The organism is Hyunsoonleella rubra (assembly GCF_042684665.1).
Taxonomy (GTDB): Bacteria; Bacteroidota; Bacteroidia; order Flavobacteriales; family Flavobacteriaceae; genus Jejuia; species Jejuia rubra.
Map to the genome: position 1 here is coordinate 150,448 of NZ_JBHULY010000016.1, position 20,911 is coordinate 171,358.

Annotated in this window: 16 protein-coding genes and 1 pseudogene; 5 read left to right on the forward strand and 12 right to left on the reverse strand. The window is 39.2% G+C overall.

Annotation, left to right across the window (positions count from 1 at the left end):
- Positions 1-132 precede the first annotated feature (132 nt).
- Positions 133-609, forward strand: a pseudogene (locus ACFSR8_RS08955) (hypothetical protein); the annotation flags it as partial.
- Here the strand turns inward: ACFSR8_RS08955 and ACFSR8_RS08960 are convergent.
- From ACFSR8_RS08960 to ACFSR8_RS08995, 8 genes are all read right to left on the reverse strand, one after another.
- Positions 560-1,036, reverse strand: coding sequence for a heme NO-binding domain-containing protein (locus ACFSR8_RS08960; RefSeq protein WP_380291186.1), 477 nt, complete (start codon positions 1,034-1,036; stop codon positions 560-562). The pseudogene ACFSR8_RS08955 and the gene ACFSR8_RS08960 overlap by 50 nt on opposite strands.
- Complete coding sequence (locus tag ACFSR8_RS08965) at positions 1,037-1,447, reverse strand: response regulator (RefSeq protein WP_380291188.1); 411 nt, start codon at positions 1,445-1,447, stop codon at positions 1,037-1,039. It lies immediately after the preceding gene.
- 117 nt (positions 1,448-1,564) lie between these two features.
- On the reverse strand, positions 1,565-3,001 hold the full coding sequence (locus ACFSR8_RS08970; RefSeq protein ID WP_380291190.1) for a rubredoxin: 1,437 nt from the start codon (positions 2,999-3,001) through the stop codon (positions 1,565-1,567).
- Positions 3,001-6,522, reverse strand: a complete 3,522-nt coding sequence (locus ACFSR8_RS08975) for a molybdopterin-dependent oxidoreductase (RefSeq protein WP_380291192.1) — start codon at positions 6,520-6,522, stop codon at positions 3,001-3,003. The genes ACFSR8_RS08970 and ACFSR8_RS08975 overlap by 1 nt, the downstream gene beginning before the upstream one ends.
- A gap of 192 nt (positions 6,523-6,714) precedes the next feature.
- A complete protein-coding gene (locus tag ACFSR8_RS08980) occupies positions 6,715-8,130 on the reverse strand; it encodes an MFS transporter (protein WP_380291194.1) in 1,416 nt (471 codons plus the stop codon).
- Between the two features lie 162 nt (positions 8,131-8,292).
- The gene (locus ACFSR8_RS08985; protein ID WP_380291196.1) at positions 8,293-8,631 is read right to left on the reverse strand and encodes a hypothetical protein; all 339 of its coding nucleotides are present in this window, start codon (positions 8,629-8,631) and stop codon (positions 8,293-8,295) included.
- A gap of 58 nt (positions 8,632-8,689) precedes the next feature.
- On the reverse strand, positions 8,690-9,355 hold the full coding sequence (locus ACFSR8_RS08990) for a response regulator (protein ID WP_380291198.1): 666 nt from the start codon (positions 9,353-9,355) through the stop codon (positions 8,690-8,692).
- A 192-nt stretch (positions 9,356-9,547) separates the two neighbouring features.
- Positions 9,548-10,495 carry an NAD(P)H-dependent flavin oxidoreductase gene (locus tag ACFSR8_RS08995; protein WP_380291200.1) on the reverse strand — a complete coding sequence of 316 codons (948 nt, stop codon included), beginning with the start codon at positions 10,493-10,495 and terminating at the stop codon, positions 9,548-9,550.
- Between the two features lie 176 nt (positions 10,496-10,671).
- On the opposite strand from ACFSR8_RS08995, the gene ACFSR8_RS09000 reads away from it, so the two are divergent.
- Entirely contained in the window at positions 10,672-11,172 is a 501-nt protein-coding gene (locus ACFSR8_RS09000; protein ID WP_380291202.1) for a nicotinate-nucleotide adenylyltransferase, read from the forward strand.
- A gap of 6 nt (positions 11,173-11,178) precedes the next feature.
- Here the strand turns inward: ACFSR8_RS09000 and ACFSR8_RS09005 are convergent, their stop codons facing one another.
- The 3 genes from ACFSR8_RS09005 to dnaK all read right to left on the reverse strand — a co-directional run bounded on the left by ACFSR8_RS09005 (position 11,179) and on the right by dnaK (position 15,868).
- Entirely contained in the window at positions 11,179-12,408 is a 1,230-nt protein-coding gene (locus ACFSR8_RS09005) for a class I SAM-dependent rRNA methyltransferase (RefSeq protein WP_380291204.1), read from the reverse strand.
- 123 nt (positions 12,409-12,531) lie between these two features.
- Complete coding sequence (locus ACFSR8_RS09010) at positions 12,532-13,704, reverse strand: T9SS type A sorting domain-containing protein (RefSeq protein WP_380291206.1); 1,173 nt, start codon at positions 13,702-13,704, stop codon at positions 12,532-12,534.
- A gap of 250 nt (positions 13,705-13,954) precedes the next feature.
- Positions 13,955-15,868 (reverse strand): molecular chaperone DnaK, encoded by a 1,914-nt coding sequence (gene dnaK, locus ACFSR8_RS09015; protein ID WP_380291208.1) that lies wholly within the window; start codon positions 15,866-15,868, stop codon positions 13,955-13,957.
- 514 nt (positions 15,869-16,382) lie between these two features.
- Here dnaK and ACFSR8_RS09020 point away from each other — a divergent pair.
- Genes ACFSR8_RS09020 through ACFSR8_RS09030 form a run of 3 tightly spaced genes read left to right on the forward strand, consistent with a single transcriptional unit; the run spans position 16,383 to position 20,372 of the window.
- Positions 16,383-18,188 carry a DUF1800 domain-containing protein gene (locus ACFSR8_RS09020; protein WP_380291210.1) on the forward strand — a complete coding sequence of 602 codons (1,806 nt, stop codon included), beginning with the start codon at positions 16,383-16,385 and terminating at the stop codon, positions 18,186-18,188.
- 7 nt (positions 18,189-18,195) lie between these two features.
- Positions 18,196-19,620: a DUF1501 domain-containing protein gene (locus ACFSR8_RS09025; protein ID WP_380291212.1), complete on the forward strand. Its 1,425-nt coding sequence runs from the start codon at positions 18,196-18,198 to the stop codon at positions 19,618-19,620.
- A complete protein-coding gene (locus ACFSR8_RS09030; protein WP_380291214.1) occupies positions 19,617-20,372 on the forward strand; it encodes a T9SS type A sorting domain-containing protein in 756 nt (251 codons plus the stop codon). Before ACFSR8_RS09025 ends, ACFSR8_RS09030 begins: the two co-directional genes overlap by 4 nt.
- A 46-nt stretch (positions 20,373-20,418) precedes the next feature.
- Here ACFSR8_RS09030 and ACFSR8_RS09035 read toward each other — a convergent pair whose 3' ends face one another.
- Complete coding sequence (locus ACFSR8_RS09035; RefSeq protein ID WP_380291216.1) at positions 20,419-20,880, reverse strand: nuclear transport factor 2 family protein; 462 nt, start codon at positions 20,878-20,880, stop codon at positions 20,419-20,421.
- Positions 20,881-20,911: the final 31 nt, after the last annotated feature.

Genomic DNA, 20,911 nt, shown 5'->3' on the forward strand with positions numbered 1-20,911 from the left:
TGATTGATGTAAGAAAAGCTCTATTTTAGCCTAAGATGATATTTTATGTAGACGAATGGCGTTTTACTGTAGACGAGTTAAACTGGAGTCATTTAATGCTTTATATATCTTTACATTGTCTAAAATTGACTAATGTTGAAACCTACAAATTCAAATAAGCACTTAATTGCCGCTTTACTAATTGGCATTGCATTTCATGGTACTACCATGTTCTTTACCCTAGAAAGTACTTATGATGCTTTAATCCATTTATTTTTTGCGGAACACTATGCTTCTAGTTGGTTTGAGCCTTGGAATTATAAATGGTACACTGGTTTTACTGTAATGAGTTATCCGCCTTTGGTACATCAATCCATAGGTGCTTTATCTTTTATAGGCGGTTTAAAATTTGGGCTTTTTACTGTTGCGCTTATCAGTATTGTTCTATTTATAACTGGCGCTTATAGGTTTTCCTTATTAATGACTGCCAACAGAACTGTAGCTGGTTATGCTTCAGTTCTAGCCGCACTGTCTTCTTCGTTTGTAGAGACATTGCATGTATTTGGGCAATTACCCAGCATTATTGGCATTTCAGTGTTAATGCATGCCTTACCAGAAATTTACCTTTACCAAGCATGTAAAGTGCTCTATCAGATTTATATACCATTACCATTTTTGTTTCAGTACGCTCTTCCAGATCAAATGTTGGCAACTGAGCGTCTGGATATATCTTTTTTACTTCAACATGAATATGATTTTCTATCGATGCTACCAAATCCATTGGGTCTTGGTAATGACTTACTAAATTTGGATGTGTTTTTATCAAAGCAGCAAACAAGTGTTCAGCATATACCATAAGCAAATCATCTACTGATATGTCAGTATTTTCACTTAGATGAGAAATTAGCTGAAGCATTTCACTAAACTCATAAGTACCAACGGAAGTATAAATGCCTTCAGACTCTAACTCGGATTGATTTATAATTTTATCAACCATTTCCAACCCAAACTTCTCTTCAACCAAATCTAAAAACTCTGTAAATATGATGCCCTTCATTTAAATTTGTTTTAATTCGTTAATACTCCAATATGCCAATAACTTCTCTATTTTAGAAATATACTCATCATACTTCAAAGGTTTTAAAACATAACCCGCAATTCCAATTTTATAACACTCTATCAAATCATTTTGGTTATTAGAAGTAGTTAAAATAATAGTAGGGATGTATTTTAAGACATCATCGTTTTTCAAAATAGTCAAAAACTCAATACCATTAAGTTTTGGCATATTCAAATCTAACAAAATAATGTCCGGTAATTCGACTTTCTTGTTTAAAATTTGTAGGGCTTCTTCCCCGTTATTGGCTTCAATAATATTATGTGGCAGGTTTAACTTTGAAATTGTTCTGTTCAATTTCATAACCTCAATCATATCATCTTCTATAAGCAATACATTTAAAGTATTCATGATATCTCTCGTATTTAACCCGTGAAGTTAATTAAATTAGGAATCTGAAGCCATATCAACGTCGTTGATATGGTTTAAAGTGTAGACGAATGAACTTTAAGTGTAGACGAATGGCTTTTATGAAGATATAGATTTCTTCAAAGTTTTCTTCTCAAAGCTACTTTTCGGGGCCTCGCAAAGCGAACATTGGTAATCTTCAGGCAAATCTTCAAAAGCTGTGTTTGGTTCAATATTTTGTGTTATATCGCCGTATTTCGCATTGTAAACCGTCATGCATTCCGAACATTGATGCACTTCCTCTTCATAAGTTTCCTGAACAATGGCTTTTGCTCCCTCTTCAGGGATATTTCCTAATTGCTCAAAATATAATTGGCTCAACTCCATTAACAAACCTGGCAACTCTACTTTATCCACATCCTGTACATGCATTATATATTCCCGAGTATTGGGATCGAAATTTTTGGCGTACAATAAATTGTAAGTATCCCTAATCACAAAGTTTCCTACTGACTCTGGAGTTTTATTCTTTTCAATAACAACAGACGTGAAATTATAGGTATCACTATCATAATTGGTGATACCAAAAGTTAAGCCATAGGTACTTATATCGTTCTGATCAAAATTGGTCACTAAATACTTTTTTAAGCTCAAAGCTTCGGTGTCACTGACAGGAACATGCCAGTTCATTTCTAACATGGAGTGACGTACATTGATACCGAATTTACCCAGAAGTTTTTCCCATTGTAATTTGGATTTTTCGGGAATTCCTTTCACGATAAACGACTTCCAAGGCGTAATGGATATTTTACCAATCTTATTTTCCGAACACAAATCGCACATTGCCTTTAAAAATGGAATGTCATAACGATTGCTCCTCCAATACAGTCCTAACCAATATCGATCAGTCCCTACCCTATTCATACCTTCATAATACGGGAAAGGGTAAAAGGGGACTTTTAATGGTTTATCCACGGTTCTGTTATTGGTGTCGGCCAAATCGCTTACCAATTCAAAAACGGTTTCGATGGTTTCTGGCTCCTCAATGAGAATGTCTTCAATGGCCTTTTCAATCTTGTCCATATCCCAACTGTAAATCAAAGCCGGGTACATTTGCGTAGTAGCCCAACCCGGAAGTCTTACGTACAAATACCAATAGTCCTCATGCTCTGAAGCGATAAAATTAATATTTCCTGTAAACAAAGGTACCAAGCGTTGTTTGGGATCGGTAACGTTAATACGAAGTTTTGGCCTGTATTTAAACTGCTCCAAAACATAAAGGTATCTATCACTGGTAAGCCATGGCGTACTGGGGAAAATCTCCGCAGAAACATAGGATGAAGCGATGTTTTCGACACTATCCCGTTTTGGTTTTACAAACTTTATTTTTGGGAACTGATGGAATTTTTCTTCATTGATAGCTTCAGGAAAAATGATATCCTGCCTCGAACCAAAAGAAATGGCATCAAGCCCCAGGCCTTCCGCAGCCTCGCAAATATATTTCAATTCTCCTGGTGATACGACACCACCGCCTATCATCAATCTGTATGGTTCCATTATGCTAATACTTTTGAATTTTGAAGTATCTCGCGAACTTCTGTTTTACAACTGCCACATCCCAAGCCTGCCCCGGTAGTGTTGCAAAGCTTGGTAAAATCGGTACAGCCACCTGCGATGGCCTCTTCAATATTTCCTGCACCCACTTGACTGCAGGAACAAACGAGTTTGCCTAATACAGGGGCATCATTGAAAGAGCCCCTGAGCAATTTATCCCGCTTGTCGGCCATTTCGATTTTACTTTCAATCATACCCTTAAATTCGGCAAATTCATTTTTATCGCCCATTAAAACTGCACCCAAAAGCAAATCGTCCTTGACGATGCACTTCTTATAATATCGCTTTTTGATATCTGTGAATATAATTTCTTCATAACTATTATCATTCTCCGGTACGTTGATATCTCCGATACTGCACAGACTCAAATCGTTAAATTTCAATATATTCATCAATACAGAACCGTTATATGAGCTACTAATATCTCCTGCAATAAAATTCGCCAAAATATTGGCCTGCTCTTCGGCCGCGGAAGTAATACCAAATAATTGATTATTAAATTCAGCTATTTCGCCAATGGCAAAAATGTCCGGATGGGAGGACTGCAAATGCTGATTTACTTTTACACCTCGGCTACATGCAATACCGTTGGACCTGGCAATCTCTACATTAGGAATCGTACCAATAGCATAAACGATGGCATTGGCCGTTATGGATTTTCCACTTTTTAAATTGATATTCAATTCTCCCGTATCCTCATCATCAAAAACGGTACTTACCTCATTATCGAAATAAATCTGAATACCCCGCTCCTGTACGTCCAAAGCCAGCAATTTGCTGGACACCTTATCCAATTGACGCTCCATCAAACGCGATGCACGTTGGATAATAGTGATTCTTGCATTTTTATGTTTCATGGCGGCAGCCAGTTCCAAACCAAGCAATCCACCGCCAACAATCACCACATGCTGTTCCTCAGGCGGTAACCCAGTAGCATCCAAATAGGCTTTGAATTTATCAGCATCGGATTTATTACGCATGGTGAAACGACCTGGTAAATCAATTTGTACATCTCTCGGAATAAAGGCACGACTCCCCGTTGCCAGAATTAATTTATCAAAACTATGGGTAACCCCCTTACTATCAGTAACCGTCTTATTTTCTCTATCGATGTTAACAATATAGGTTTCTGGATACAAATTGACATCAAGTTTATTGAGTTCTTTCTCCTTGATTTTCAGCAGTTGTTCCCAGGTCAATTCCTCCGTTACATATTCAGGCAACAACACTCTGTTATAAAATAAATGCGACTCTTTAGAAAATACGTGCATCTCGTCCAACTCATTCTGCTCTCGATAGTTTTGAACAAATCTAAAAGCCGCCGCTCCTGCCCCGGCAATAATGATTTTCTCTTTAGGTTTAGAGTATTTCGACACCGAAACTCGAGTAAATTTAAAGTCCGGTTCCTTGGAAGTAGGGTCCACATGGGTGTTGGTCAAGTTATTGGCCCTGTTCAGATTACTTTGTAACAGTTTGCCCCAATGCATTGGTAAAAACACTACGCCTTTTTTTATACTTTCAGTAACGCTAGCGCGTACTCTAACAGTACCATTTTCACCTTTAATTTCAGTAATATCCCCATCCTTAATCTTGTATAGGAAAGCATCAACGGGGTTGATTTCCAAAACAGGCTTTGGATAATGCGTCTTTAATCGCGATACTTTACCCGTTTTGGTCATGGTATGCCATTGGTCCCGAACCCTACCAGTAGTTAAAATAAGTGGGTAATCCGGATTGGGTTGGACTGAGGTATTTTCAATGGTACTCGGTAGATTAAACTGAGCCTTCCGCGAAGGCGTGTAAAACTTTTTATCTTGAAACAGCCTAGGAGTGCCCTGGTGTCTGTGTTCCGGCACAGGCCATTGAAAGGTGCCTTCAGTCTTCAATCTATCATAATTCAGGAAAGATACATCAATGTTGGTGCCTTTGGTCATAGAAGCGTACTCGTCATAAACCTCGCTCGAGCTATTAAAATTAAAGCCTCTAAAACCCATTCGTCGTGCAAAATCGCAGAAGATTTCAACATCGGGACGTGCCTCTCCGGGAGGATCTATTTCTTTGGGCAAATAGGAAATGCGCCTTTCAGAATTAGTCATTGTGCCTTCCTTCTCAAGCCAAGCTGCAGCCGGCAGTACCAAATCCGCATGGGCAACGGTGTCCGATTTATGTGAAATATCCTGAACCACCACAAATTTGGCATTTTTCATGGCTTTTTCAACACGATTCAAATTTGGAAGACTCACCAAAGGATTAGTACAGGCTATCCAAACAGCTTTTAATTTTCCGCTTTCAAGGGCATCAAACATCTCAGTGGCAGTCAATCCAGGTTTGGGGTTGATTTTATCTACACCCCAAAACTGGGCCACCTCACGACGGTGCTCTTCGTTCATTAAATCCTTGTGCACTGCCAGCAAGTTTGCCATGCCTCCTACTTCGCGACCTCCCATCGCATTAGGCTGTCCGGTTAAGGAAAAAGGACCAGCCCCAGGTTTACCAACTTGCCCAGTAATTAGAGACAAATTTAGAAGCGATACATTCTTATCAGTACCAACCACACTTTGGTTAAGGCCCATGGCCCACATACTGATAAATCCTTTGGAAAGGCCAATCAGATCGGCCGCCTTTTGAATGTCCTTTTCTGGAACACCACAAATTTTGGAAGCCTGTTTTAGAGACGTTTTAAAAATTAAATTCTTATAATCCTGAAAACCTTCGGTATAATTATTAATGAACTTCTCATCTATTAGCCCACGTTTGTACAAACAACGCCCAATGGCATTGTACAGCACCACATCCGTTCCTGGAAGTAACTGCAAGTGCAAATCTGCAAAGTTGGCAGTATCCGTTTTTCTCGGGTCCACCACGATTATTTTTACATCCGGGTTTTCTTCTTTATGTTTTTCAAGTCGTCTGAACAAAATAGGGTGACACCAAGCAGGATTAGCTCCTGTAATGAGAAAGGTATCGGCCAATTCAATATCCTCATAGGAAACGGGTACGCTATCCTCTCCAAATGTTTTTTTATAACCGACCACGGCTGAACTCATGCACAGTCGTGAGTTTGTGTCAATATTGTTGGTGCCAATAAAACCTTTGGTCAATTTATTGGCGATGTAGTATTCCTCTGTTAAACTTTGTCCAGACACATAAAAACCAACACTATCAGGACCATGCTTTTTGATAATAGATTTAAAAACGCTGGCAGCTCGGTCTAGAGCATCATCCCAACTCACACGCTCACGGGGATGGGATCGGCTCCATCGCATTTCGGGATACAAAATCCTATCGGAAGTATCGTTGGCCACATAATGCAAATTCATGCCCTTGGAACACAGCATGCCCTTGTTTACAGGGTGATCTTTATCGCCTTCAACAAAAACCTTATCATTGCTGTCCTTTTTAACAATAATGCCACAGCCAACACCGCAGTAGGAACAGGTTGTTTTCACTTCACTTTTTATCATTTCAGCTTAACATTTAATACTAAATAATACAATATGATGTCATAAAACAAATGCCACATTAATTATTCTGAATACCTTAAAAAAGGGCTTTCATATTTAATATTTCATAAAAATCAATGTCACAAATAGTCAATTTTATTAAACACTTTTATTCGATCTGTATATCTATTCCTTTGGTAAGCTTTGTAAGTATTAACTTTTCACCTTAACAGGAATTAGATTCTCGCTATCTAAATTAGCTACTTCTTCATCTTCAGTTGAAAAACGGATAGCCAAGGATACTATAGCGGTCATCACCACTATTGCTCCAATTATAAAATACCCAGACGAAACAGCTCCGGAAGATGCGACGGATTGGGCCGTCTTTATGGCCTCCTCTCCTAAACCTTGATTAGCCGCAATGGCCGCCTTTTCCGCAACGGCGGATTGCGACTTTAACAACATTGCTGCTAAAAAGGCACCTACATTACCCCCAGCACCAACGATTCCAGAAACAGAACCTATGGCCTTTTTGTTAATGAAAGGCACTACCGAAAATGTTGCCCCTTCTGCCATTTGAACAGATAAACTGAATAGGATTAAAAACAGAATCCCAACAACAATACTTGTAGCGCTAGAAAAAGTCATCAGCATTGCTCCCTGAACCGCCAAAATCCCAGATAGAAATAAAACTCGGCCTCTTAAACCTTTCAGCTTTCCAAACTTATCCCCGAAGAAACCGCCAAGTGTTCGAGCAAAAATATTCATCAATGCAAAGGACAATACGATATTTCCAGCAGTTACCCTTTCCAATTGAAAGGTGTTTTGAAGGTAATCATCCATGGTGCCATACACAGTCAATTCTATACCGAAACAAGAAGCGTATACTAAAAACAGAATCCAAGTTCTGTAATCTTTAATCACTGTAAGGAATCCAACTTTGTCCTTTTTAGTAGTTATCGTTTCGCCCGAAGCCTTTAAATCCTTAAAGTTTCCTTGTGGCGTATCTTGGGTAAAGAAATAATAGACAAGCCCCATTATAAAACAGACCGTACCGGCAATCACCATGGAATATCTCCAAGCTTCAGCTTCAGCTACGCCAAAACCTACTACGGCGGCCGCTATTAACGGCATACCCAAGCGGTTAGCTCCACCACCTAGATTTCCCCATCCTGCTGAAGTAGCATTTGCTGTCCCAACAATATTAGGGGCAAACATCAATGAGGTGTGAACCTGCGTAATCACAAACGAGGCTCCGATAAAACCAATAAACAATCTACAGATTAGAAACTGTAATGGGGTTTGCACCAAACCGCAAAGAATAACAGGAATAGCTCCTAAAATCAATAGCCAAGTATAACAAAGTCTTGGGCCATATTTATCACATAATTTGCCAATCAATAAACGAGCGAAAACGGTTCCCGAAACCGCTAAAATGATAGAGTTCCATTTTTGATCAGGTGTTAAACCTAAATCCTTAACTACATCTGGCATAAACGGAACAATACCAAACCATGCAAAGAAACACATGAAAAATGATATTGCCGTTATCCAAAAGGTCCGTATTGGAAGGCTTTTTAGGTTGTACAATTTTAATGTCGTTGATTTAGTGTGTGTTGTGGTATTCATAATTAAGTACTTTTATACGTACAAATCTACGTATTAATACTTAATTTAGATATTGAAAACTTACGTATTGCTTGATTTATGCGAAGTTGATAATTTGGGGGTGTAGAATTTGTGGATTTGGTAAGATCCCGGAAGATAACGACCTTAAAATTGAAGAACTAATTATTCTCTTTGCAATGCTGAAAGAATGAAAACCCCTGAATAGCCAGGAGCAAGCGTTGTACAGACTTTAAATTCATCACCATCTGCACTCAATTCCCGGGTCTGTACTTTTAGTTTTAATCCAGGCAGCTTATAATTTTCTGAAAGATTTGTTTCAACGAAAATATTATCTATTGATATCATACTATTTGGAGACTCATCAAATTGAAGCAAAAAAGATCCTGGGCAGTCAATGCTTTCTCCTAAAACCTCCGCATCATACCATAGGATATCATTATCCTTAGAGCATGAAACAAATATCAAAATAATGGAAAGATATCTTAAATAGATTTTCATCATACCTGTTTTACCTTAAAGATGCAACAATAGCATGAGGGTTGCGTACAAATTTTAAAGCCTAAACCAACCCAAATTCCCTGGCCTTATCAGTCAATTCCTTTAGATTGGACACCTCCAATTTTTTCATCAAATTAAAACGGTGTACTTCGGCTGTACGCTTGCTGATTTGAAGTTCATCAGCAATATCCTTGTTGTTTTTAAGCTCCAATACCAAGCCTAAAATTTGCTTTTCGCGTTTGGTAAGGTTAAATGGATCTCCTTTTGGAGCAGTCTTGCGTTCTACGGCAGAACTTGTATTACCATCAACAAAATTGTTCATAATTATGGCGGAAACATCGCCTGTAAAATACTTACCCCCGTAGGCTACTTTATTCAGAGCCTTTAAAAACTCTTCTTTGCTTGCCCCTTTTAATAAATAGCCGTCCGCACCTGCTTGAATGGCCTGCACGACATATTCCTCGGAATCGTGCATGGACAGCACCAAAGTTTTTACATCAGAACCTGATTTGTTTATTTCACCAACCACTTCAATACCGTTCATTTCGGGCATCCGGATATCCACTATCAATATGTGCGGCTTACTTCTTTGGATTACTTCAAGAGCTTCCTTTCCGTTTGAGGCCTCAGCAATTACCTCAATACCTGTCTGGTCTTCCAAAAGCGCCCGTATACCGTCCCTTACCAAAACATGGTCATCGGCAAGTACAACATTAATTTTGTCCATTAACTAGCAATTATAAATACAAAAGTAAGAAAATAAGTAATACTACGTATTTTTTTGGAACTTACATTCGGATACGCTTCATAAATAATGGCCTAATAAAGGACTTGCAATACCCAACATATATTGTCAAAATGTTTCGATTTATCCAACCCTTAAAATAGCAAAAGGTCATTTTATAAAGGTAAATTTTTGTTAACCGGTCAACTTTTGAATAATCCTTTTTGTGGGCAAAATAGCATCGGTATGCTCAATACTTGGGCCAGCAACCCAAACGGTTTTGTATGTGGCTTTGGTGGCGGCATTTTTGGTAGCGTTCATCCCAATAGAAAATCGAATCATTTTTACCCACTTTTTCAGTTTTCGGTTTTTATTAAGGAGATTTTCCAACCACGTTGCTTTCGTACCAATTTTTTGAACGTAGGGTGTGTTAATTACTGTGCAAGGTGTCCCCGAAATACGCTCGGTCATCACAATATCATCAGCACCGTATTCCACGCAGGCTTGTTTGTACTCCTCCGTCACATTGGCCTCCACCGAGGCAATAAAAGGGCTTCCAACAGAAACTCCAGCCGCACCATAGCTCAACATCCTATCAATATCTTCTTTTTGACCGACTCCTCCGGCAGAAATAATGGGTATATTACAATGAGACACCAATTCTGAAATCAAGTCCTTTGGGGACAAGTTACCACGGTGCCCTCCTGCTTGGTCGTTAACAGCTATGATGGCATCTGCACCCAACCCTTCCACTTTTTTTGCAAATTTTAAGTCCACGACATCACAAAACACCTTAATGCCTACTTTATGGGCTTCCTTAATAGTTTCCTCCGGGCTTCCCAAAGAGGTAATGATAAAATCACATCCTTCTTCACAAATGACTTCCAATTGCGCCCTATACTTAACGTTTGACTTATTGACAATCAGGTTGAAGCCGAATGAACCTCCTTCAACCTTGGCCTCTTTAAGTTCTTTTAATGCCTCGCGCAATTCCTCCAAAGTCCGATAATTCAAAGCAGGAATACAGCCAGCAATTCCTCCCTTCATGGCTTCTTTTACCATGGCTACATTAGACACCAAAAACATCGGTGCTTGAATTATGGGATGCTTGATATTGAGAAGTTTGGTTAATTCCGTTGCCATAAAAAACTTTTTTTCAAAGATAACAAAATATTATGCATGCATAGTATTTGAAAATCAATCAGTTATGAAACACAACAATAAAAACAGTGTTAAATAACTGATAATATGACTTTTATCATTTTTTTATTATGCACGCATAATTAATTTTGAATATCAAATTTTAGAACTCCTTTATCATGAAAACTTACATCTTTTGCCTTTTTGGGTTTTGCTTTGCCACATTTGTAAATTCGCAAACTGTAGAGCTACCAGAAACTGTTATCTCCATCAATTCTCACTATTTGAATTCGTTGGATTCCGAAAATTCGTGTCATTACGTTAAAAAATTGGAGCAGGCGTTATTAAAATATGACCATTCCAAAATATCATCCCTTTATGACTCAAAAAGCGATATCTACAGGGTAACCTTTAAAATTCCTAACGGGCAAATCATCGCTTCTTTCAATAAGGATGGAAAAATTGTTAAGACTTTTGAGAAATATAACAACGTCCGATTACCACAAACCGTTTTGCAGGCAATTGCTGAAAAATATCCCAGTTATTCTATTGTAGAAGATGTATATATCGTGAAATATCATAAAGACGAGGATAACTTAAAACAAGAGTATCGTATTAAAGTCAAAAACGAAGATGAAATTTTTACGGTAAAATCCAATAATCTTGGCGTCTTTATTTAAAATGTGTTACTCCAAAAATTGGTAATACCCACTTTTTAAATATGCCCCTTCCGGAAACCCAATAGGATGATCTATATCGTGTTGGGTTTTCAATTTTACTTTGTAGGGCCTAGATTTTGAAGACAAAACTTGGGCATTGATATCATAAAACGTCTGAGCAATTATCCGCGATGAGCATGACGCCAATACCAACAATCCTTTTTTAGCAGTGAGTTGTTCGCCTAAATCCGCCAATTGAGCATATTTTTTTTTAGCGAGTTCAATTTCTGAAGCCTGCTTTGCAAAACTTGGTGGGTCGATAACCACCACATCAAAAGTGGTTTTGTTTTTTATGAGATGTTTTAACTCCTCAAAGGCATCACCAGCAATGGTTTTATGAACCCCTTGATAAGTATTTAGTTTTCCATTTTGAACTGCAATTTCAAGCGCTTGTTTACTAATATCCAAACTGGTTACCTCCGTTGCACTGTTGGCCAAGGCATGTACCGAAAACCCACCAGCATATGAAAACACATCCAATACCCTTTTCCCTCTACTCCACTCGCCCACTTGTTTTCTATTGGCACGATGGTCCAAAAAATAGCCTGTTTTATGCCCCTTGATCACATTGGCCGAAAAATTTACGCCATGTTCCACAAACTCAACCACTTCATTTTCTAAGGTACCATAAACTACTTCCCCATTTTTAAATTGGTGTGCTTTGGATTGTTCCAATCCCCGACTCAAACGCATGACGACAGTTTTGGCTTTTGAAATTTGTTGCAAACTTGGGAGGATATCTTCCAAATAGGGCAACCAAATTTCAGAATATAGTTTCACCACTAAAACATGAGCATAAACATCAGCAATCAATCCAGGAAAACCATCGTTTTCACCAAAAACCAATCGGAAACTGTTGGTATTTGTCTCCAATAATGGGATTCGTTTTGCGAAAGCTTCGTCTATTTTCCTTTGAAAAAAGATGGTATTAATTTCAACTTTTTCAAATCCGGAATGCAACATTTTGATTCGGATGGGTGAATTCTCATCATATAGACCCAAACCCATTACGCGATTCTTGCTTTTGCTGAAAATAATAGCCAAATCCCCAGTTTTGGCGTCAGCATTGATTTTGGTGATGCTATTTGAAAACACCCATGGATGCCCATTAAGGACGAACTGTTCGCCTTTGGTATTCAGTTTTACTGCGATTCTTTTGGATTGAAAATTAGATTTTATTTTAGTCTTGAATGACATAACATGTTTGCATGCCCTAAAAATATCGGTTTTAAATCAATTAAAAAATTATCGTACTTAACCCAAAAAAATACCTTCATAAATTATGGTTATGAAGGTACGTTTATCAATGAAATTCGGCTTTTAGTGCTTGATTATTTTTTTGACAACTTGATTTCCATTTATCTGTATTTTTAAGAAGTACAAACCATCTGATAAATTTGAAATATTGATACTATCCCCAACAATATCCAACTTTTGATTTACCATTAACCCTTTTGAGTCAAACAACTCAAAGGTAAAAGGAAAATTATGATTGGTTATCTTGATAATATCTTTTGTTGGGTTTGGAAATATGGATAGTTCATTATAATCTTTAGAATCAGTATGTAATGGATTGTTAATGAAAACTCTACTGCTTCCATTGCTATAGTTGAATGCTAGCAATTCATTCCAAATAAAATCTATTGTACTTTGAAAATTACTTTGAACCAGGGCATTAACGGTATTTGGAATTGTATAAGTTACTGGTGCTTTTTCTTCATAAATGGCCATATAAGTTATCAAACTAGCTAAAAAGTAAAGTGTTGGCTCTCCGTGTGGCGCATTATCTTCATATAGCTCTAAAATGGGGATCTGGCTTAAAGGCGTATCTGTTAATAACTTACTTAGCACTGGTCCAACAGGGATCATTCTAACATTTTCACTTGGGCGTGCAGCTTGAACAAAGTCTTGATAATCAATCCACCAATTATGAAAATCACCTGTTGTGTAATTATTGTAATTCTCAAACTCAGCTTCAGAAGGCGGAAAACCTTCTCCTGAAATGAAAGTAGCCATATCTGGCCAGTTTTCGTAAATGTAAGTTACCGCGCTTTCTTCTTGATTGTCAATCCAATCTACAATATCTAATGTTGCTGATAGCGGAGATGTTGTTGGATTTCCATGGTAATTTACATTTGAAGGCTGATATTGTATAAAATTAGCAGCTGTGAGTAAGATGGTATTAAAATTTGCTTCTGAAAACTCTTGGGTATCAGATTCCCATGCAGATGGTACTTCACTAAATCCCCATTGCGCAATAGGTGGAAGGTTAGAATGTTGTGGTAAAAATCCATATTGTCCTGAAACTGAAATAGTGTGTCCTGCTTCTTGGGCTAATAAATGCACCCAGTGGGGTACGGTTGTTTCATCGGATGATGTGGCATGAACAATAAGGCTATGTCCAAAAACATACATGGTTTTATTGTCTTGAGCTAATGTGCTGCTGGTACCAATAAGGCATAATACTAAGGCTAACTGTAATAAGTTTTTCATAAGTAGGTATTTTAATAAATTTTATAATTTATAATATAACAGTTTAATTGGATAAAATCCTACCTAATAAATTCACTAAATAAAAAAACGCAACCAAAATGGTTGCGTTTTTCTCTATATCAACCTGCCGCCCTACCAACTGAGCTAAGTCTCCAAATCAAAAAATTACTTGTGGAGACTGTGGGAATCGAACCCACGACGCACAGAGTGCTTTTGATGAGATACTGAAACAAGTTCAGTATGACATAAATTACTTTACTTCCTCAAAATCAACATCCTCAACGTCATTGCCTTCGGACTGTCCTTGCTCTCCAGCTCCAGTATCTGGACCTGGTTGTGCGCCTCCCGCCTGTTGCGCTTCGGCCTGTGCTTTGTACATTTCTTCGGAGGCTACTTTCCAAGCTTCATTGATCTTCTCCAAAGCTGGCTCAATCTGTGCCAAATCTTTAGTTTCATAAGCTTTCTTCAACTCTTCCAAAGCTTCCTCGATTGGCTTTTTCTTATCATCAGATAATTTATCACCAAACTCTTCCAATTGCTTTTCCGTTTGGAAAATCATAGAATCCGCCTCGTTCAGCTTTTGAGCTTGTTCAGCAGCAGCTTTATCAGCCTCAGCATTCGCCTCAGCATCAGCTTTCATTTTCTCGATTTCCTCCTCGGTCAATCCGGAAGATGCCTCAATTCTAATATCCTGTTTCTTACCAGTCGCTTTATCTTCAGCAGATACTTTGATGATACCATTGGCATCAATATCAAAAGTTACCTCAATTTGTGGCGTACCTCGTCGTGCTGGTGGAATACCATCCAAGTGGAAACGTCCGATGGTTTTGTTATCCGCTGCCATCGCTCTTTCACCTTGAAGCACATGGATTTCCACAGATGGTTGATTATCCGCCGCAGTAGAGAATACTTGTGACTTCTTTGTCGGGATAGTCGTATTCGCATCAATCAATTTAGTGAATACATTACCCATAGTTTCAATACCTAAAGATAGAGGCGTAACGTCAAGTAGCAATACATCTTTAACATCCCCAGTCAATACACCACCTTGGATAGCTGCACCCAATGACACTACCTCATCTGGGTTTACTCCTTTGCTTGGGGCTTTTCCAAAGAATTTTTCAACAGCAGTTTGTACCGCTGGAATCCTTGTAGAACCACCAACCAAAATAATCTCGTCAATATCGCTTTTGCTCAATCCGGCCGCCTTCAACGCCGAAGCACATGGCTCGATAGTACGCTTTACTAAATCGTCGATCAATTGCTCAAATTTAGAACGTGTCAACGTACGTACTAAGTGCTTTGGTCCACTAGCCGTAGCCGTAATATAAGGTAAGTTGATTTCTGTTTGAGAAGAAGAAGACAATTCAATCTTCGCCTTTTCAGCCGCTTCTTTCAAGCGCTGCAAAGACATGGGATCCTCTCTCAAATCCATACTTTCCTCAGCCTTAAACTCGTCAGCCAACCAGTTGATGATTTTTTCGTCAACATCATCACCACCTAGGTGCGTATCACCGTCTGTTGACAATACTTCAAAAACGCCATCACCTAGTTCCAAAATAGAAACGTCATGTGTACCACCACCAAAGTCAAAAACCACAATCTTTTGGTCCGTACCTTTTTTGTCCAATCCGTAAGCCAATGCCGCAGCAGTAGGCTCGTTAATAATACGCTCTACTTTCAAGCCTGAAATCTCACCAGCCTCTTTTGTAGCCTGACGCTGACTGTCGTTAAAATAAGCAGGCACAGTAATTACCGCTCTGCTCACATCAGTACCCAAGTAATCCTCAGCAGTTTTCTTCATTTTTTGAAGAATCATTGCTGACAATTCCTGTGGTGTGTACAAACGACCTTCGATATCCACTCTTGGCGTATCGTTGTCACCTTTCACCACTTTATATGGCACACGCTCGGCCTCTTTTTTAGATTCAGAATATTTATTCCCCATAAAACGCTTAATCGAATACACCGTTTTAGTAGGGTTGGTTACGGCTTGACGTTTTGCAGGGTCGCCCACCTTGATTTCGCCGCCTTCAACAAAGGCAATCACAGATGGCGTCGTTCTTTTTCCTTCTGCATTAGGAATCACCACCGGCTCGTTACCCTCCATCACGGAAACGCAAGAGTTGGTCGTCCCTAAATCAATTCCAATAATTTTACTCATAATATGTTTTTTATTGTTGAATGTTCGTTTTCAAATTCGATTTACACAAGTCAATCTTTATGCCAATGCACAAAGCATGACACAGTGGCAGGTTTTAGTCGCAGCAGGCAGTGACAGTAGGCAGTACTTTAAAAACCGTAGCATTCTGTACAACATGATTATTCCCCCTTTGGGGGTTAGGGGGATTATTTGGGCGCAACCACAAGGGTCGGGCTTTCACTAGTCGCTCCTTCTAAGGTCGGGAGCTCCAACATGCCGTTCAATCCCTTGCGCACTAGCCCTAACCTCAGTTCCTCCATTAAACAACATTTCTAAACGTCAACCTATCCACAAAAACCCGTTGATTAACAATACCTTACCAAGTTTTATCGTTTAAAGTCACATAATGTTGAGAAATTCATGTTCAAAATTACCATTCATCGAAAAAATAATACTTTCAACCTGCATTTAATTATATTTGAACGATTTAAGACATAAAAAACCTACATTTTTTATCAAAATCACGAAAATTGCTATGAAAAGAATTTTACTGTCCGCACTATTATGCCTGCCTATTTTTATCCTAGCGCAATCCTACAACGATTATTTGGGTGCAGGCCATAGTAACGGCATTACAGTAACATCCAGTAGCCAACAAACCAAAACTGATTGGAACGAACAGGCCAGTGGGATAAACACAATTAACGGTTCAGGTTTGGATGGGCGTTTATTGGAAACCTCCCGGTTTTTAGCGCAGGCCTCCTTTGGTGCAAATTTGGAATACATTAAACAAGTAGCCGAAAACCCTTTCGAAGATTGGATCGACCAACAGTTCGCTACCAATTCCCCAGCCATGGAACAACTCACACATTCCATTTTTGAACAGGCCCGTTCAAGATTCATCGCAAACGGTGGTAATGCAGAGAATTATGAGCGCCCTGATTGGCAACATTTTATGTTTGCTTGGTGGCAGGCCAATATTAATAATGAAGATTTGTTAAGGCAAAAAGTGGCTTTGGCCTTGAGTGAAATTTTGGTGATTTCGCGAGACTCAAATCTTGCCAGTTATGGCCTGGGCTTGGCCGATTACTACGATGTGTTAAAAGATAACGCCTTTGGCAACTTTCGAGATTTATTAAAGGGCATAGCGCTTCATCCAATGATGGGCATTTATTTAAGCCATTATAACAATCCAAAAAGTGTCCCAAACCTGAACATCCATCCCGACGAAAATTTTGCTCGTGAAATTATGCAATTGTTTAGCATCGGACTTTATGAGCTAAATCCGGATGGCACCTACGTTTTAGACGGCGACGGGGATAGAATCCCGACCTATAACAATGATGATATCAAAGAATTTGCAAAAATATTTACGGGACTCGGCCCAGCTGATATACGGCCCAACGAATGGGTATCAGCACCCGATTTTGGTGTGGGCCATTGGGTGGCCATAAAAACTAAGCCTATGGTGATGTACGACGAGTGGCACCAGCCGGGCGAAAAACGATTATTAAATGGCTTGGTAGTGCCTAGCGGACAATCAGGACTGCAGGATATTGATTCGGCCATTGACAATTTGTTCAAACATCCAAATACTGGCCCGTTTATAGTTACCAGATTGATTCAACAATTGGTAAAGTCCAACCCATCTCCTGCCTATGTAGCAAGGGTAAGTGCCGCATTTAACAATACGAAAGGCGTTCGTGGTGACATGAAAGCGGTCATTAAAGCCATTCTATTGGATGACGAAGCCAGAAGTTGTAGCTGGATTGAAAACCCATCAAGCGGCAAGTTAATTGAGCCGATGGTTCGATACTTTAATGTGGTGCGTCAAATCGATTTGAATAACAATGACAGCATTTACTGGAACATCGCTTGGGATTTTTATAAAAATACTGGCCAGGCACCATTGTCCGCGCCTCATGTATTCAACTTCTTTTTACCCGAATATGTCCCAAATCAAGAATTTACCGATGCTAAAATGGTCGGCCCCGAATTTGAAATCCATAATTCCGCTACCAGCATCAACTATCTAAATCAAGTAGATTCTTGGACCAACAACCGATGGTACGACGTACTCCGAACTTGGGATCTAGGCATGGAAGGTACTCCTTTAGATTTTGAGAAATTAAAATACTACGCAAAAGACAGTGAAGTCTTGGTAAATCAATTAGATAAATTGTTCACCCATGGCCTGCTTTCAGACGAAACCAAACAAACCATCGTGGAAGCCGTAGACCCAATTCTTAGAGGTTGGGGTGATGTTGAATACACGGATTTAAGAGTAAAAATGGCACTCTACCTAATCATGGTTAGCCCAGACTATGCCATATTGAAATAGACACATCATGACAAAACATAATAAAAATAACATTTCACGACGAAAATTCATTGGGGATTCCTGTGCAGCACTGGGATACACAACACTATTTTCATCGTTGATTAATCTGAAAGCGATGGCAGCATCGGCCATGGACAATTCGGCCGTCATCACGGCTAATGGGAATTACAAAGCTTTGGTGTGCCTGATGCTGGGAGGCGGTAATGATTCCTTCAATATGCTCATTCCGAAAGGAAATAATGAATATAACGAATACGCTACCACACGCTCTAACTTAGCTATTGGGCAAAATGAAGTGTTGCAAATCAATCCAAATACCAGTGATGGTAGAACGTTTGGACTACATCCCTCAATGCCCGATATGAGGCAAATTTTTGAAAGTGGCAACTTGGCGTTTTTGGCGAACGTTGGTACTTTAATAGAACCATCTACCAAATCTGATATAAAAAATAATGTAGTCAAAACACCTTTGGGACTTTTTTCACATGCCGACCAAATTCAGCAGTGGCAAACCGGAAGACCCAATGAGCGAACCAATATCGGCTGGGGAGGTAAAATTGCCGATTTGGTACAATCTATGAACTCCAGCGATAAGATTTCAATGAACATTTCGCTTAGAGGCAGTAACATTTTTCAACGTGGGGACCAAATTATCCCCTATGCCATTGGCAACGAAGGGAGTGTTGGTATTAGAGGGTACGGTGAAGATGACCTATTCAACAGCCTTAGAACCGATGCACTCAACTCAATGCTCGAGAGGGATTATCAGGATGTTTTCAAGAATACTTATAAAAATACCATCAAAGCCTCAAACGAATCTAATTTAGAATTTCAGTCGGCCGTAGATAGTATTCCCGAATTTGTTACACCGCTTCCTGAGGAAAACGATTTGGCCGCACAACTGCGAATGGTGGCGAAAACCATTGGCTCAAGAAATACCCTTGGGTTTTCGAGACAAATATTTTTTGTGCAACTGGGTGGTTGGGACCATCACGATGAACTTTTGATAAATCATGCTGATAACTTAACCCTAGTGAATGATGCGCTTAACTATTTCAATAGCTTGATGTTTGAGCTGAACACCAACGATTGCGTCACCACTTTTAGCGTTTCGGACTTTGCAAGAACATTGACGTCCAACGGAAATGGAACGGACCATGCCTGGGGAGGCAATGCTTTTATGATGGGTGGGGCCGTAAATGGAAAGGAAATATATGGGGACTACCCTACATTGGCCTTGGATAGCGAGCAAGATTTACGCGATGGCGTAATGATTCCCACTACTGCGGCCGACTTATATATGGCCGAATTGGCACTATGGTTTGGCGTAGCACCCTCTGAACTCAGTACAATATTGCCGAACCTTTCAAAATTTTATGATACCAACAGCGGTACGCCACCTTTAGGTTTTATGAATATGAGCATGCTATGATAAAACAATTTCACATACTGACAGTTTTAATTTTTATTACCGGTAGCCTGGCTATTCATGGGCAATGCTTCCAAGACAGGCATAGTACCAACTGGTATGATGGCTGGGTATCCTGTGAGCCATCCCCTAATCCAATTTCATCCTATGGTAGCACCCATTGGATTTTATATGATTTGGGATATGATTATGTATTAAATGAAACCAAAATATGGAACGCTAACGAAGTAAAACATTTGGATTATGGCATAAATGAATACACTATTGATTATTCATTAGACGGTTTTACGTGGGACAATCTTGGTAGTTTCACTATGGACCGAGCTTCAGGCTCATCAACTTATGAAGGCGCAGAAGGACCTGATTTTGAAGGTACAAAAGCAAGGTATGTGCTGATAACCCCGAATACAAACTATGGGGGAGACTGTATGGCAATGAGCGAAATTAAAATTGCCATTACCGACCCATTTATCGTGGTTGAAGAAGAAGATGGCTACAACGCCTCAATTTACCCCAATCCGTTTCAAAGTGACATCAATCTGAGAATCGTGGCTTTGGAGCAAAACACTCCGGTGTCCTATCATTTATACGACATCATGGGTAGATCCATCACCAGCAATAACATAGATTTAGCTGAAAATCAACAGAATTACCGTTTGCCTATCAATGCGGGAGTGCTTTCCTTAGGCATTTATATTTTAAAAATTAATCAAAACGGAAAGGAAAAAACATTTAAGTTGATTAAACGGAAATAGTTGTTTTTTAAAAGGCATAATAGCCAATGGTTTTCCTAATTAGAGCTTACGTTCTATCGCAGGTTGAACATCTCCTGGTATCGATCATATAAATAATCTTCCATTGCCCGCCGTCATTAAACAACTGAAAAGAATTCACACCACAATGACTGAATTCACCATTAAACCAAAACTCATAAGGTGTCCAAACATTGGCCATATTTCCATCAATCTGAATGCTATAATCCAATAGACACTCCTCCCATTTTTGGTCAACTGGCCTGTTGGCTATCGCATTGATGAATTTGGCCGGGTCATCAGTCACCAAAACATCCTCCCCTTTTTTATTCCTAAAAGCGGTCTGCATCAAAACCTTATCAGCCATTACTGATTTCATTAAGATTGTGTCCCCTTTATGAAAACCTTCAAAAAATGTTTCAATTGTTGCCTTAGCACTAGTGTTTTCGAATGATTGCGACTGAACGGTTGAAACAACTAAAAGCACTAAATAAAAAACAAACCTGACCATAGAAAATAACTTTTCACTAAAGTAGCACATA